Annotated in this window: 12 protein-coding genes; all 12 read right to left on the bottom strand. The window is 43.2% G+C overall.

From position 1 onward, the window contains the following. Window positions 1-6 precede the first annotated feature (6 nt). Window positions 7-294 (bottom strand): 50S ribosomal protein L23, encoded by a 288-nt coding sequence (gene rplW, locus NST22_RS00735; RefSeq protein WP_003156467.1) that lies wholly within the window; start codon window positions 292-294, stop codon window positions 7-9. Beyond that, window positions 294-917: a 50S ribosomal protein L4 gene (gene rplD, locus NST22_RS00730; RefSeq protein ID WP_004399658.1), complete on the bottom strand. Its 624-nt coding sequence runs from the start codon at window positions 915-917 to the stop codon at window positions 294-296. The genes rplW and rplD overlap by 1 nt, the downstream gene beginning before the upstream one ends. A 27-nt stretch (window positions 918-944) precedes the next feature. Beyond that, on the bottom strand, window positions 945-1574 hold the full coding sequence (rplC, locus tag NST22_RS00725; protein WP_004399671.1) for a 50S ribosomal protein L3: 630 nt from the start codon (window positions 1572-1574) through the stop codon (window positions 945-947). A gap of 39 nt (window positions 1575-1613) precedes the next feature. After that, window positions 1614-1922 (bottom strand): 30S ribosomal protein S10, encoded by a 309-nt coding sequence (rpsJ, locus tag NST22_RS00720; RefSeq protein ID WP_003156464.1) that lies wholly within the window; start codon window positions 1920-1922, stop codon window positions 1614-1616. Between the two features lie 236 nt (window positions 1923-2158). Beyond that, on the bottom strand, window positions 2159-3115 hold the full coding sequence (locus NST22_RS00715; protein ID WP_003235060.1) for an alpha/beta hydrolase: 957 nt from the start codon (window positions 3113-3115) through the stop codon (window positions 2159-2161). A gap of 98 nt (window positions 3116-3213) precedes the next feature. Beyond that, window positions 3214-4404: an elongation factor Tu gene (tuf, locus tag NST22_RS00710; protein WP_003235058.1), complete on the bottom strand. Its 1191-nt coding sequence runs from the start codon at window positions 4402-4404 to the stop codon at window positions 3214-3216. Between the two features lie 119 nt (window positions 4405-4523). After that, on the bottom strand, window positions 4524-6602 hold the full coding sequence (gene fusA / locus NST22_RS00705; protein ID WP_003235056.1) for an elongation factor G: 2079 nt from the start codon (window positions 6600-6602) through the stop codon (window positions 4524-4526). A gap of 53 nt (window positions 6603-6655) precedes the next feature. Next, complete coding sequence (gene rpsG, locus NST22_RS00700; RefSeq protein WP_003225784.1) at window positions 6656-7126, bottom strand: 30S ribosomal protein S7; 471 nt, start codon at window positions 7124-7126, stop codon at window positions 6656-6658. Between the two features lie 41 nt (window positions 7127-7167). Next, window positions 7168-7584 carry a 30S ribosomal protein S12 gene (gene rpsL, locus NST22_RS00695; protein WP_003225781.1) on the bottom strand — a complete coding sequence of 139 codons (417 nt, stop codon included), beginning with the start codon at window positions 7582-7584 and terminating at the stop codon, window positions 7168-7170. 113 nt (window positions 7585-7697) lie between these two features. After that, the gene (locus NST22_RS00690) at window positions 7698-7946 is read right to left on the bottom strand and encodes a 50S ribosomal protein L7ae-like protein (RefSeq protein WP_003225778.1); all 249 of its coding nucleotides are present in this window, start codon (window positions 7944-7946) and stop codon (window positions 7698-7700) included. 178 nt (window positions 7947-8124) lie between these two features. Next, a complete protein-coding gene (gene rpoC, locus NST22_RS00685; RefSeq protein WP_004399688.1) occupies window positions 8125-11724 on the bottom strand; it encodes a DNA-directed RNA polymerase subunit beta' in 3600 nt (1199 codons plus the stop codon). 61 nt (window positions 11725-11785) lie between these two features. Further along, a complete protein-coding gene (gene rpoB / locus NST22_RS00680) occupies window positions 11786-15367 on the bottom strand; it encodes a DNA-directed RNA polymerase subunit beta (RefSeq protein WP_009966326.1) in 3582 nt (1193 codons plus the stop codon). Window positions 15368-15450 lie beyond the last annotated feature (83 nt).

Genomic DNA, 15450 nt, shown 5'->3' with positions numbered 1-15450 from the left:
AGATAATTAAGCTTCAAAAATTTCGATTTCTTTGCTGTCTGCAGTAAGTTTTACGATCGCTTTTCTGCGACGGCTAGTCATACCAGTGTAGCGTCCAACACGTTTTGATTTGCCTTTGTAGTTCATGATGTTGACTTTGTCAACTTTCACTCCAAAGATGCTTTCAACCGCGTCTTTCACTTCTGTTTTGTTAGCTCTTACATCAACTTCAAAAGTATATTTTTTTTCAGTCATTAAATCGGCAGAACGTTCAGTAATGACGGGGCGCTTTAGAACATCACGAGGATCTTTCATTATGCAAGCACCTCCTCTACTTTTTCAACCGCTGCTTTTGTAATCAGAAGCTTCTCGTGGTTGACAACGTCTAAAACGTTGATTCCGTTAGCTTCAACAACAGTAACTCCAGGAATGTTACGAGCAGATAATGCTACTGCTTCGTTTGCATCCGCAGTTACGATTAAAGCTTTTTTCTCAACAGATAATCCTTTAAGGATAGCTGCCATTTCTTTTGTTTTAGCCGTATCAAGAGTAAGATCTTCAAGAACGATGATGTTGTTGTCGATCACTTTAGAAGACAATACTGATTTGATTGCCAAGCGGCGAACTTTTTTAGGTAATTTATAAGAATAGCTGCGTGGTGTTGGGCCGAATACGACACCACCTCCGCGCCATTGCGGTGAACGGATTGAACCTTGACGGGCACGTCCAGTACCTTTTTGACGCCATGGTTTACGACCTCCGCCGCGTACTTCAGAACGATTTTTTACTTTGTGAGTTCCTTGACGTAAGGAAGCTCTTTGCATAAGAATAGCGTCGAATACAACACTCTCATTTGGTTCGATACCAAATACAGAAGCGTTTAATTCGATGTCACCAGCAGTAGAACCGTTTTGGTTGTATAATGCTACTTTTGGCATAATCAATTTCCTCCTTTCCTAAGAGAATTATTTAGATTTAACAGCACTTTTAACAGTGATTAAAGATTTCTTCGCACCAGGTACGTTACCTTTGATCAAAAGAAGATTGCGTTCTGCATCAACTTTTACGATTTCAAGGTTTTGAACAGTGATTTGCTCTCCGCCCATACGTCCAGGTAATAATTTACCTTTGAATACACGGTTAGGATCTACAGGTCCCATTGAACCAGGACGACGGTGGTAGCGTGAACCGTGAGACATAGGTCCGCGAGATTGTCCGTGGCGCTTGATCGCACCTTGGAAACCTTTACCTTTAGATACTCCTGTTACATCTACGATTTCTCCAGCAGAGAAAATTTCAACCTTGACTTCCTGACCAACTTCATACGCATCCATTTCCACTCCGCGTAATTCTTTAACGAAGCGCTTAGGAGCAGTTTCCGCTTTTGCAACGTGCCCTTTTTCAGGTTTGTTAGAAAGCTTTTCACGCTTGTCGTCAAAACCAAGCTGGATTGCTTCGTAACCGTCGTTTTCAGCTGTTTTCTTTTGAAGAACAACGTTTGGAGCAGCCTCGATAACAGTTACCGGAATAAGATCACCATTCTCAGCGAATACTTGCGTCATACCAATTTTTCTTCCTAAGATTCCTTTGGTCATTCGTCACACCTCCTATTAAGATCATTCTATATTTTAGAATTAAAGTTTAATTTCGATATCGACACCAGATGGTAAGTCTAATCGCATAAGAGCATCAACAGTTTGTGGTGTTGGGTTCACAATGTCGATTAAACGTTTATGTGTACGCATTTCAAATTGCTCACGAGAATCTTTGTATTTGTGCACCGCACGAAGGATTGTGTAAACTGATTTTTCAGTTGGCAACGGAATCGGACCAGATACGCTGGCACCAGAACGTTTTGCCGTTTCAACAATCTTCTCTGCAGATTGATCAAGGATTCTATGATCATATGCTTTCAAACGAATACGAATTTTTTGTTTTGCCATTATTTTCCCTCCTTTTCGCCTACATCACGTTAGACAGTTCTCCGTGAGAAAAACCTGAACACCTTGCCATGGCAAAGCGGCCGGGTGTGTCAGCAACCTCTCACTTCATCGCAGTCAAAGACCAACATACACCATTATACAGAAAATAGGCGCATGTTGCAAGACTTATTTAAAATATGCATGATTTGCACACTTTTTTTATTATACAGGGGTTTTTCTTATTTATCAAGGATCTATCATAAATGGTGTCGTGCATGCCGACTTAATGTGTTCGCGAATAATGATGGCTCCTCAATATGCGGGGTGTGAGCTGAATTCTCAAATTGAAACCAGCGCTTTTCAGGTGCCTCAAGTTCTTGATAATACTGTTTCGATATTTCTGCAGGAACAATTAAGTCATGTTTCCCTGAAATGAAAACACACGGTACTTTAATAGAAGGAACTGATGTAAAAGCATTAAACCGGTACAACTCATCAGTTAAATGTTTTTTACTGAAGCGCAATCCATTAAGGAAGCTGTGCATGTTCCGCACTCCATACTCATTGCCAGTAAGCATTTGAAATAATACAGCGAGAGATTGACGATGACGGTGAGTGAATCCTCCCCTGGTTAGCTCAACACAAAACCGATAGATAAGGTGCTGGATATCCTGCTTCCAAGGCGGAGCACCAATGAAACGTGTAAGGAAAGATAATATGCTGGCTTTTTTTGATTCGGAAATTTCACGAATATGTTGATAAGCAGTTGATTCTTCATCTTGCGGGTTAACAACCTGGCTGATTCCATAATACGTGTAAAATAAATCAGGACGCTGCTGCAGCACATGAAGCGCCAGTATTGATCCCCAAGAATGACCGGCTAGGTAAAGTTTTGATTTTGAAAAATGAGCTAAAAGCCATTGAGTGACTTGGATTGTATCTTTAATGAAGTGATTTATTGTCATAGAGTGATGCGAAATTCGCTTAGAATAAGAAAGCCCCGATCCTCTCTGATCCCAATGAACTACTGTAAAATACTGTTCCAGCTCTTTTTGATAATGTCTAACATATCCGATTTGCGGCGTTCCCGGCCCGCCATGTAAAAAAAGCAGCAATGGATTTTTCACGTCAACTCCATTAATCATCAGCATTTGCTTTGTATTTCCAATGCTTAGTTCTTTCATGATTGCGATTGATTTCTTTTCAGGAATCATAAATATTAACCCCTCGAATATGATAGATCCTATTATACAAGAAAAAGATAAGCAAACAAAAAACGAGACCCACAGGGGTCTCGTTTAAAACCATACTATTACTCAGTGATTGTAGAAACAACGCCTGAACCAACAGTACGTCCGCCTTCACGAATAGAGAAACGAGTTCCTTCTTCGATAGCGATTGTAGAAATAAGTTCAACGTTCATTTCAGTGTTATCTCCAGGCATAACCATTTCTACGCCTTCTGGAAGATGGATGATACCAGTTACGTCAGTTGTACGGAAGTAGAACTGAGGACGGTAGTTAGAGAAGAATGGAGTATGACGTCCACCCTCTTCTTTAGAAAGAACGTAAACTTCAGCTTTGAATTTGCTGTGTGGAGTGATTGTACCTGGTTTAGCAAGTACTTGACCACGTTGGATTTCTTCACGAGATACACCCCGAAGAAGGGCACCAATGTTGTCACCAGCTTCAGCGTAATCAAGAAGCTTACGGAACATTTCAACACCTGTAACAGTTGTTTTCTTGTTCTCTTCTTGAAGACCGATGATTTCAACTTCGTCACCGACTTTAACTTGTCCGCGTTCTACACGGCCAGTAGCAACTGTACCACGACCAGTGATTGAGAATACGTCCTCAACTGGCATCATGAATGGTTTTTCAGTGTCGCGTTCTGGAGTTGGGATGTACTCATCAACCGCATCCATAAGTTCGAAGATTTTAGCTTCCCACTCAGCGTCTCCTTCAAGAGCTTTAAGAGCAGAACCTTTAACAACTGGTACATCATCACCAGGGAAGTCGTATTCGCTAAGAAGATCGCGAACTTCCATTTCAACTAGTTCAAGAAGCTCTTCGTCGTCTACCATGTCGCATTTGTTTAAGAATACAACGATGTATGGTACACCAACGTTTTTAGAAAGAAGGATGTGCTCACGAGTTTGTGGCATTGGGCCATCAGCAGCAGATACTACAAGGATAGCTCCGTCCATTTGCGCAGCACCAGTGATCATGTTTTTAACATAGTCAGCGTGTCCTGGGCAGTCAACGTGTGCATAGTGACGAGTTTCAGTTTCGTACTCAACGTGTGCAGTAGAGATTGTGATACCGCGCTCGCGTTCTTCTGGAGCACCATCAATTTGATCGTACGCCATAGCTGTACCTTTACCAGATTTCTTATGAAGTACTGTTGTGATAGCAGCAGTTAAAGTTGTTTTACCATGGTCAACGTGTCCAATTGTACCAATATTGGCATGTGATTTGGAACGGTCGAATTTTTCTTTAGCCATTCTAAAATCCTCCTTAAGAGCTTTTAATTAGTAATGTATAGAGTGATAGGAAGTGAAAGAAAGCTTTCACTTCCTCATCTTACAATAGTAGTTATACTTGAGTTAAGCGGCAAAATCAATTATTCGCCTTTATTTTTTTTGATAATTTCTTCTGCGACGCTCTTCGGCACTTCTTCGTAGTGATCCATGTGCATAGTGAACGTACCGCGACCTTGCGTATTAGAACGAAGTGCAGTAGCGTAACCGAACATTTCAGCAAGAGGAACCATAGCACGAACAACTTGAGCGTTACCGCGTGCTTCCATACCTTCTACGCGTCCGCGACGTGAAGTGATATCACCCATGATATCTCCCATATATTCTTCTGGAATAACCACTTCCACTTTCATGATTGGTTCAAGAAGAACTGGGTTACATTTGCTGACTGCATTTTTCAATGCCATAGAAGCAGCGACTTTAAATGCCATTTCGTTTGAGTCAACATCATGGTAAGAACCGTCGAAAAGTTTAGCTTTAATGTCGATAAGCGGGAAGCCTGCTAGTACACCATTTTCGAGTGCATCTTCCAGACCTGCTTGAACAGCTGGGATGTATTCACGAGGAACGACCCCACCGACAATCGCATTTTCAAATTCAAAGCCAGCGCCTTCTTCGTTTGGTTCGAATTCGATCCAAACGTGTCCGAACTGACCGCGTCCACCAGACTGACGTACGAATTTACCTTCAACTTTTGCACCGGTACGGAATGTTTCACGGTACGCAACTTGAGGAGCACCAACATTGGCTTCTACTTTAAATTCGCGTTTCATACGGTCAACAATGATATCAAGGTGAAGTTCACCCATACCAGAGATGATCGTTTGGCCAGTTTCTGGGTTTGTTTGAGTACGGAATGTAGGATCTTCTTCAGCAAGTTTCGCTAAAGCGATACCCATTTTATCTTGGTCAGCTTTTGATTTAGGCTCAATAGCAACGTCGATAACTGGTTCTGGGAATTCCATTGACTCAAGGATAACAAGATCCTTCTCATCACATAGAGTATCTCCAGTAGTTGTATCTTTTAGACCTACAGCAGCTGCGATATCCCCTGCGTATACAGTAGAGATTTCTTCACGGCTGTTAGCGTGCATTTGAAGAATACGTCCAACACGCTCACGTTTGCCTTTAGTAGAGTTTTTCACGTATGAACCAGAATCAAGTGTTCCAGAGTACACACGGAAGAACGTCAACTTACCAACGTAAGGGTCAGTCATAACTTTAAATGCTAATGCAGAGAATGGCTCTTCGTCAGAAGAATGACGCTCAATCTCTTCATTTGTATCAGGACGTGTACCTTTGATTGCAGCAACGTCAGTTGGTGCAGGAAGGTAGTCAAGAACAGCATCAAGTACTAGTTGAACACCTTTGTTTTTGAAGGCAGAACCAACAAGAACAGGGTAGAATTCAACATTTAATGTACCTTTACGAATTCCTGCTTTTAACTCGTCAATTGTGATTTCTTCACCCTCAAGGTACTTATCCATAAGCTCTTCATCAAGCTCACATACAGCTTCAATAAGGCTGTTGCGAAGCTCTTCAGCTTGCTCTTTGTACTCTTCAGGGATTTCTTTTGCATCAGAACGAGTTCCGAGGTCATCTTCGTAGAAATACGCAACGTTTTCTACAAGGTCAATGATACCTTCGAAGTTATCTTCAGCACCGATCGGCAATTGAATTGCATGAGCGTTTGCTTGAAGACGGTCTCTTAAAGTTCCTACAGAGTAAAGGAAGTCTGCACCGATTTTGTCCATTTTGTTAACAAAAACGATACGCGGTACTCCATAAGTTGTTGCCTGACGCCAAACAGTTTCTGTTTGAGGCTCAACGCCTGATTGCGCGTCAAGTACAGCAACAGCACCATCAAGTACACGAAGAGAACGTTCAACTTCAACTGTGAAGTCTACGTGTCCTGGAGTATCGATGATGTTTACGCGGTATCCTTTCCACTGTGCAGTAGTCGCAGCGGAAGTGATTGTGATACCACGTTCTTGTTCCTGCTCCATCCAGTCCATTTGTGAAGCTCCTTCATGAGTTTCACCAATTTTGTGGATACGACCAGTATAGAACAAGATACGTTCTGTAGTAGTCGTTTTACCGGCATCGATGTGAGCCATGATACCGATATTACGAGTTTTTTCTAAGGAGAACTCTCTTGCCATTGGGTAATTTCTCCTTCCTTATTAGGAAATTGTGTTTTGTTAATCTATAAATCCTACCAGCGATAGTGAGCAAATGCTTTGTTTGCTTCAGCCATCTTATGAGTGTCTTCACGTTTCTTAACAGCAGCACCAGTGTTGTTAGCTGCGTCAAGGATTTCGTTAGCTAAACGCTCTTCCATCGTTTTTTCTCCACGAAGACGAGCGTAGTTAACTAACCAGCGAAGTCCAAGAGTCGTACGACGTTCAGGACGAACTTCTACAGGAACTTGGTAGTTCGCACCACCTACACGGCGTGCTTTTACTTCAAGTACAGGCATGATGTTTTTCAATGCTTGTTCGAAAACCTCCATTGCATCATTGCCAGTACGTTCTTTAATGATATCGAATGACTTGTATAGGATCGTTTGAGACTTACCTTTTTTACCATCGATCATCATTTTGTTGATTAAACGAGATACAAGCTTAGAGTTGTAAATCGGATCAGGTAAAACATCTCTTTTTGCTACAGGACCTTTACGTGGCATCTGAATATCCTCCCTTCATCAATTATGCGTATTTTCGTATATTATTTTGCTTTAGGTTTTTTCGTACCGTATTTAGAACGGCCTTGTGCACGGTTTTCAACTCCAGCAGTATCAAGCGCACCACGAACGATGTGGTAACGTACCCCTGGTAAGTCTTTTACACGTCCGCCGCGGATAAGTACAACACTGTGCTCTTGCAGGTTGTGACCGATACCAGGAATGTAAGCAGTAACCTCGATTCCGTTAGTCAAACGAACACGAGCATATTTACGAAGTGCTGAGTTCGGTTTTTTCGGTGTCATTGTACCAACACGAGTACATACCCCGCGTTTTTGTGGAGAAGATACGTTAGTGTGCTCTTTTTTAAAGCTGTTGTATCCTTTGTTAAGTGCAGGAGACTTTGAGTTTTCTACTTTACTCACGCGTCCTTTGCGAATTAGCTGATTAATTGTAGGCATGAATTTTTCCTCCCTTCATTACGTTTTATAACCCACATACCCAGGTGGTTCATCAAAAGGCAAAAAACAATGTCTTTACACAAGATGGAATCTTACGCAAAAACAAAAGTACGTTATAAAATAATGGCAACAGCGGCTGCTCCTACCTCAATTCCGCAGGCTTTGCCGAGCTTTTTCATGGATTCAACCATTGAGACAGAGATACCTTGATCTTCAGCAAGTGAAACAACACTTGACGTGAGTATCGGATCTGCGTCTTTTGCAACGACTACTTCCTTTACTGAACCTCGCTTTAGAGCTTTCACTGTTTGCTTCGTACCAATAATAATTGATTTGGCCTGTGATACTTTATCATAAGACATAAACATATCCTCCAAAGTAACAGGTTTATTTCGAGCACCTTGGTTATATTATCATTCTAGGAGACGAATGTCAACAAGGTATGACATTTTTTAGATTCGTTCTTCTCATAGAGTGACTTTTTCATAAATATATCTGCTGAAAGACTGTTTTTGCAGTCTTTCAGCAGAGTTAAATCAGTTATTCAACCGGGACCATATCGTCAGTCGGCTGAACATTTGATACTGGTTTTACTTTACGGTATTTCATCATTCCTGTACCTGCTGGAACAAGCTTACCGATGATAACATTCTCTTTCAAGCCGAGAAGCTCGTCACGCTTACCTTTGATCGCTGCATCTGTAAGGACACGTGTTGTTTCCTGGAAGGAAGCAGCAGATAAGAATGAATCAGTTTCAAGAGATGCTTTTGTAATACCGAGTAAGACAGGACGGCCTGTAGCTGGTCGGTTGCCTTCAAGCAATACCTTTTTGTTCGCTTCAGTAAATTGGTGAATATCAAGCAATGTACCTGGAAGCACATCAGTGTCACCGGCATCAATCACGCGTACTTTGCGAAGCATCTGGCGAACCATTACTTCTACGTGTTTATCACCGATTTCAACACCCTGCATACGGTAAACCTTTTGAACCTCATGGAGAAGATACTCTTGAACAGTCGTCAGGTCAGTCACTTTAAGAAGTTCTTTCGGATCGATTGAACCTTCTGTCAGTACTTGGCCTCGAGTAATTTTATCTCCTTCCGCTACTTTCAGGCGGGAGTTGTAAGGTGCCGTATAAGAACGTGTTTCCACTGCGCCTTGAACCACAATTTCCTGTTGCTTATCACGAACTTCATTGATCTCAACGACTGTACCGTCGATTTCTGTAATTGTTGCCTGACCTTTCGGATTACGCGCTTCGAAAAGCTCTTGGATACGCGGAAGACCCTGTGTGATATCGTCTCCGGCAACCCCGCCTGTATGGAATGTACGCATTGTTAACTGTGTACCAGGCTCACCGATTGATTGGGCAGCAATGATTCCGACAGCTTCACCGACTTCAACATCGGAGCCAGTTGCAAGATTTCGGCCATAGCATCGTTTACATACACCATGAGGCGTATTACATGTGAAGGCAGAACGGATCCACACTTCTTCAATGCCGGCTTCGACAATCTCCAGTGCTTTATCTTCATCGATCAGTTCGTTTTCATTCACAAGCACTTCACCTGTTTCAGGGTGCTTCACTTGTTTTCTTGCAAAACGTCCGATTAAGCGTTCTTCTAAGCGCTCAATTGTTTCAGTTCCTTCTTTAAGAGGCTTAGCAAGAATGCCTCGGTCAGTTCCGCAATCAGTTTCACGGATGATAACATCCTGAGCAACGTCAACGAGACGGCGTGTAAGGTAACCTGAGTCAGCAGTTTTAAGAGCGGTATCGGCAAGACCTTTACGCGCACCGTGTGTGGAGATAAAGTACTCCAATACTGTCAGACCTTCACGGAAACTTGATTTGATCGGCAACTCAATGATACGTCCAGCCGGGTTGGCCATCAGGCCGCGCATTCCGGCAAGCTGCGTAAAGTTAGATGCGTTACCACGGGCACCAGAGTCACTCATCATGTAGATCGGGTTGAGTTCATCAAGTGATTTCATCAGTTTGCCTTGGATAACGTCTTTTGCAGCACTCCAGATAGAGATGACTCTCTCATAGCGTTCTTCTTCAGTGATAAGACCGCGGCGGAATTGCTTCATAACGTTGTCAACTTTGCTTTGCGCTTCCTCAAGAATTTCTTGTTTATCATCGAGTACGACGATGTCAGAAACCCCAACTGTAATACCAGCTTTAGTTGAATATTTGAAACCTAGGTTTTTCATGCGGTCAAGCATTTTAGACGTTTCCGTAATATGGAATCGTTTAAAGATTTCCGCGATGATTTTACCCAGAATGCCTTTTTTAAACGGCGCATTGATTGGCTGCTGTGCGATAACAGCTTTAACATCAGCACCTTTTTCTAAGAAGAAACGGTCAGGTGTTTTCTCTTCAATGTTGCTCTTCGTTGGTTCATTCATGTAAGGGAATGATTCCGGAAGAATTTCATTGAAGACAAGCTTACCGACAGTTGTAATTAACAATTTTGAGCGCTGTTCTTCGGTAAATGTCACATTCTTAAGTGAGTTAGCTGCAACAGCTACTCTCGTATGAAGGTGAACATATCCGTTTTGATAAGCAAGAAGCGCTTCGTCTGTATTCTTGAAGACCATACCTTCACCGACAGCACCGGCACGCTCAAGTGTCAGGTAATAGTTACCTAGTACCATATCCTGAGACGGTGTTACAACCGGTTTACCATCTTTAGGGTTCAAGATGTTTTGAGCAGCAAGCATCAAGATGCGTGCTTCAGCTTGTGCTTCAGCAGATAATGGTACGTGAACCGCCATTTGGTCACCGTCAAAGTCAGCGTTGTAAGCTGTACATACGAGCGGGTGAAGACGGATTGCGCGTCCTTCAACAAGCGTTGGTTCAAACGCCTGGATACCTAATCTGTGAAGTGTAGGGGCACGGTTCAGCAGTACCGGATGCTCCTTAATAACTGATTCTAGTACATCCCAAACTTCAGGCTGTACGCGCTCAATTTTGCGTTTCGCACTCTTAATGTTGTGAGCAAGACCTTTTTCAACAAGTTCTTTCATAACGAAAGGTTTGAAAAGTTCAAGTGCCATTTCCTTCGGTAATCCGCATTGGTACATTTTCAAATGAGGACCAACAACGATTACAGAACGTCCGGAGTAATCGACACGTTTACCAAGAAGGTTTTGACGGAAACGGCCTTGCTTCCCTTTCAGCATGTGAGAAAGAGATTTTAACGGTCTGTTTCCAGGACCTGTTACAGGGCGTCCGCGGCGGCCGTTGTCAATTAGGGCATCGACAGCCTCTTGAAGCATACGCTTTTCGTTTTGAACGATGATGCTAGGCGCACCAAGGTCCAAAAGGCGTTTCAAACGATTGTTACGGTTGATGACACGACGATAAAGGTCATTCAAATCAGAAGTCGCAAAACGTCCGCCATCTAGCTGAACCATCGGTCTAAGCTCCGGAGGAATAACAGGAAGCACATCAAGGATCATCCAAGAAGGCTTGTTTCCTGAGTTACGGAAGGCTTCTAAAACTTCAAGACGTTTGATCGCACGAGTACGGCGTTGTCCTTGTGAAGTTTTCAGCTCTTCTTTTAACATATCAACTTCTTTTACAAGATCGATATCTTGAAGAAGTTTATGAATTGCTTCAGCACCCATAGATGCTTGGAATTTATTACCGTATTTATCAAGATAAGCACGGTATTCTTTCTCAGACAGAAGCTGTTTCTTTTCAAGCGGTGTATTCGCCGGATCAGTTACAACGTAAGAAGCAAAGTAAATGACTTCTTCTAAAGCACGAGGTGACATATCCAGCACAAGACCCATACGGCTTGGAATACCTTTGAAATACCAAATGTGGGAAACTGGGGCAGCCAGTTCAATGTGCCCCATTCTCTCACGACGGACTTTAGCCCGTGTTACTTCGACTCCGCAGCGGTCACAAACTACGCCTTTATAACGAACTCGCTTGTACTTCCCGCAATGACATTCCCAGTCCTTAGTCGGTCCGAAAATGCGTTCGCAGAATAGACCGTCCTTTTCAGGTTTTAACGTACGATAGTTTATCGTTTCAGGCTTTTTCACTTCACCAAAAGACCATGAACGGATTTTATCTGGTGAAGCAAGACCGATGTTCATATACTCAAAATTGTTCACATCTAGCAAGGGGCCTACCTCCCTTTTTATCTTCGGATTAACCGATGTCACTTGCCTTTATAACTAGAGATTATTCTTTTGTTACTACATCGCGTTCAACGTCTGCAGATGCTGTTTCTTCCGGCTCTTCATCACCTGATAATGCCAGGCCGTCAGCTTGTTTCGCATCTTCTTCGTCTTCTAAATCTCTCATTTCTATTTCTTCTTCATCACCAGAAAGGATTTTGACATCCATACCTAAGCTTTGAAGTTCTTTGATTAATACTTTGAATGATTCCGGAACACCTGGTTCAGGAACATTGTCGCCTTTAACGATGGCTTCGTATGTTTTCACACGTCCAACCACGTCATCAGACTTAACAGTCAGAATTTCTTGAAGAGTGTAAGCCGCACCGTAAGCTTCAAGTGCCCAAACCTCCATCTCACCAAAACGCTGTCCGCCAAATTGCGCTTTACCGCCAAGAGGCTGCTGCGTAACAAGTGAGTAAGGGCCTGTAGAGCGTGCATGAAGTTTATCGTCAACCATGTGAGCCAGTTTGATCATGTACATGATACCGACAGATACACGGTTATCAAACGGCTCTCCAGTACGTCCGTCGTAAAGCACTGTTTTGGCGTCACGAGACATGCCGGCTTCTTCAAGTGTTTCCCAGACATCCTCTTCTCGCGCTCCGTCAAATACAGGAGATGCAATGTGAATGCCAAGGTAACGAGCGGCCATACCCATGTGAAGTTCCAATACCTGCCCGATGTTCATACGTGATGGTACGCCCAGCGGGTTAAGCATGATATCAATTGGTGTGCCGTCAGGAAGGTAAGGCATATCCTCTTCAGGAAGAATCTTAGAGATAACACCTTTGTTACCGTGACGACCGGCCATTTTATCCCCTTCAGAAATCTTACGTTTCTGAACGATATATACGCGTACTAACTGGTTAACACCTGGAGGAAGTTCGTCTCCGTCTTCACGGTTGAAGACTTTAACGTCATGGATAATTCCGCCGCCGCCATGAGGCACACGAAGAGAAGTATCACGAACCTCGCGGGCTTTCTCGCCAAAGATGGCGTGAAGAAGGCGTTCTTCGGCAGTCAGTTCAGTTACGCCTTTAGGCGTTACTTTACCAACAAGAAGATCTCCGTCTTTTACTTCTGCCCCAATACGGATGATTCCGCGGTCATCAAGATTGCGAAGCGCATCTTCACCGACGTTTGGAATATCGCGAGTGATTTCTTCAGGTCCAAGTTTCGTATCACGTGCTTCTGATTCGTATTCTTCAATGTGGATAGATGTATAAACATCATCCTTCACTAGGCGTTCACTCATGATGATGGCATCCTCATAGTTGTAGCCATCCCACGTCATGAAGCCGACCATTACGTTACGGCCAAGTGCAAGTTCACCAAGCTCCATAGAAGGACCGTCAGCAAGGATTTCTCCTTTTACCACTTCATCGCCGACACTTACGATCGGACGCTGGTTGTAGCACGTACCTTGGTTAGAGCGGACAAATTTCAGCAGGCTGTATTTATCCAGGTTTCCTTTTACTTTTTGACCGTCTACTTCTTCATAACGGCGAACCCAAACGTTTTTGGCTTCTACGCGTTCAACGATACCAGGGTGTTTACAAATAACAGCGGCACCAGAGTCTTTTCCTGATACGTATTCCATACCAGTTCCAACAAATGGCGCTTCCGGCTGCATCAAAGGCACAGCCTGACGCTGCATGTTCGCTCCCATGAGGGCACGGTTGGAGTCATCGTTTTCTAAGAACGGGATACATGCTGTCGCAGCAGATACAACCTGCTTAGGCGATACATCCATGTAGTCTACACGATTTCTGGAAACAACGGTGTTCTCCCCGCGGAAACGAGCTACGATGCTGTCATCAATAAAGGCGCCTTCGTCATCAAGACGAGCATTCGCTTGAGCGACAACATAGTTATCCTCTTCATCAGCAGTTAAGTAATCGATTCTGCCCGTTACCTTCCCTGTTTCAGGGTCAACGCGGCGATATGGCGTTTCAATAAAGCCAAAACGGTTTACTTTTGCATAAGATGATAGTGAGTTGATCAAACCGATGTTCGGGCCCTCAGGCGTTTCAATCGGACACATACGGCCATAGTGGGAGTAGTGAACGTCACGCACTTCCATTCCGGCACGCTCACGTGTCAATCCGCCCGGTCCTAATGCTGACAGACGACGCTTGTGCGTTAATTCAGCAAGCGGGTTCGTCTGATCCATGAATTGAGAAAGCTGTGAGCTTCCAAAGAACTCTTTAATGGACGCAATAACAGGACGAATATTGATCAGCTGCTGAGGCGTAATTGTATTCGTATCTTGAATTGACATTCTCTCACGAACCACACGCTCCATACGGCTTAAACCGATACGGAATTGGTTCTGGAGAAGCTCGCCTACAGAACGTAAACGGCGGTTTCCAAGATGATCGATATCATCTGTGTCGCCTACTCCGTGCAGCAGGTTGAAGAAGTAGCTGATTGAAGAAATAATATCAGCAGGCGTGATGTTTTTAATCTCTTCTTCGATGTAAGCATTGCCGATTACATTGATAACCTGTTCTCCTTCTTGATCAGTCGGAGCAAAGATTTTAATTGATTGAAGAGTCACTTCATCTTCAACAACGCCGCCATTCGGATACAGCTTTCTAAAACCGATTCCGTTTTCTAAGTATGGCAGTACTTTATCAAGCGTTCTTCTATCAAGAATCTGGCCTTTTTCAGCAAGGATTTCTCCTGTTTCAGGATCAACAAGCGTTTCAGCAAGTCTCTGATTGAAGAGGCGATTCTTAATATGAAGTTTTTTATTAATTTTATAGCGTCCTACATTGGCAAGATCGTATCGTTTCGGATCAAAGAAACGAGAATCAAGCAAGCTTTTCGCATTTTCTACTGTAGGCGGCTCTCCAGGACGGAGACGCTCGTAAATTTCCAGCAACGCTTTGTCGCTGTTTTCTGTGTTATCTTTATCAAGCGTATTTCGCAGGTATTCGTTTTCTCCTATGAGATCAAGAATCTCTTGATCGGAGCCGAAGCCGAGAGCACGCAAAAGAACCGTAACCGGCAACTTACGTGTGCGATCAATGCGGACATAAACAACATCTTTCGCATCAGTTTCGTATTCTAACCATGCGCCACGGTTTGGAATGACAGTTGCGGTAAAACCTTTTTTACCGTTTTTGTCTACTTTACCACTGAAATATACACTTGGAGACCGAACAAGCTGGGAAACGATAACACGTTCCGCACCGTTAATGATAAAAGTACCTGTATCTGTCATAATAGGGAAATCACCCATGAAGACATCTTGGTCTTTTACCTCTCCAGTTTCTTTGTTAATTAAACGAACCTTCACTCTTAGCGGAGCTGAGTAAGTCACATCACGTTCTTTTGATTCCTCTACAGGATATTTAGGCTCACCTAAACTATAATCAATGAACTCAAGAGAGAGGTTACCAGTGAAATCCTCAATTGGTGATATGTCTTGAAACATCTCTCTAAGACCCTCATCAAGAAACCACTGATAAGAAGAGGTTTGAATTTCAATGAGATTTGGTAATTCTAACACTTCGCTAATGCGAGCATAGCTTCTGCGCTGGCGGTGTCGTCCATACTGAACTAGTTGACCTGTCAACTGATTCACCCCTCAAATCATGCGTATTATATGTGTAATAAGCATTTCTTCCAAAGAAAGAAAATACTTTTACAAGACAAAAG

Origin of the sequence: Bacillus sp. PS237 (genome assembly GCF_037963345.1) — a bacterium.
Lineage (GTDB): Bacteria > Bacillota > Bacilli > Bacillales > Bacillaceae > Bacillus > Bacillus subtilis.
The sequence above is the reverse complement of the archived record's forward strand: the minus strand, read 5'-3'. Positions and strand labels throughout refer to the sequence as shown.

Bases quoted from the DNA above. Each gene is read 5' to 3' on its own strand.
- rplW (WP_003156467.1), bottom strand. From the start codon at position 294: ATGAAAGATCCTCGTGATGTTCTAAAGCGCCCCGTCATTACTGAACGT.
- rplD (WP_004399658.1), bottom strand. From the start codon at position 917: ATGCCAAAAGTAGCATTATACAACCAAAACGGTTCTACTGCTGGTGAC.
- rplC (WP_004399671.1), bottom strand. From the start codon at position 1,574: ATGACCAAAGGAATCTTAGGAAGAAAAATTGGTATGACGCAAGTATTC.
- rpsJ (WP_003156464.1), bottom strand. From the start codon at position 1,922: ATGGCAAAACAAAAAATTCGTATTCGTTTGAAAGCATATGATCATAGA.
- NST22_RS00715 (WP_003235060.1), bottom strand. From the start codon at position 3,115: ATGATTCCTGAAAAGAAATCAATCGCAATCATGAAAGAACTAAGCATT.
- tuf (WP_003235058.1), bottom strand. From the start codon at position 4,404: ATGGCTAAAGAAAAATTCGACCGTTCCAAATCACATGCCAATATTGGT.
- fusA (WP_003235056.1), bottom strand. From the start codon at position 6,602: ATGGCAAGAGAGTTCTCCTTAGAAAAAACTCGTAATATCGGTATCATG.
- rpsG (WP_003225784.1), bottom strand. From the start codon at position 7,126: ATGCCACGTAAAGGTCCTGTAGCAAAAAGAGATGTTTTACCTGATCCG.
- rpsL (WP_003225781.1), bottom strand. From the start codon at position 7,584: ATGCCTACAATTAATCAGCTAATTCGCAAAGGACGCGTGAGTAAAGTA.
- NST22_RS00690 (WP_003225778.1), bottom strand. From the start codon at position 7,946: ATGTCTTATGATAAAGTATCACAGGCCAAATCAATTATTATTGGTACG.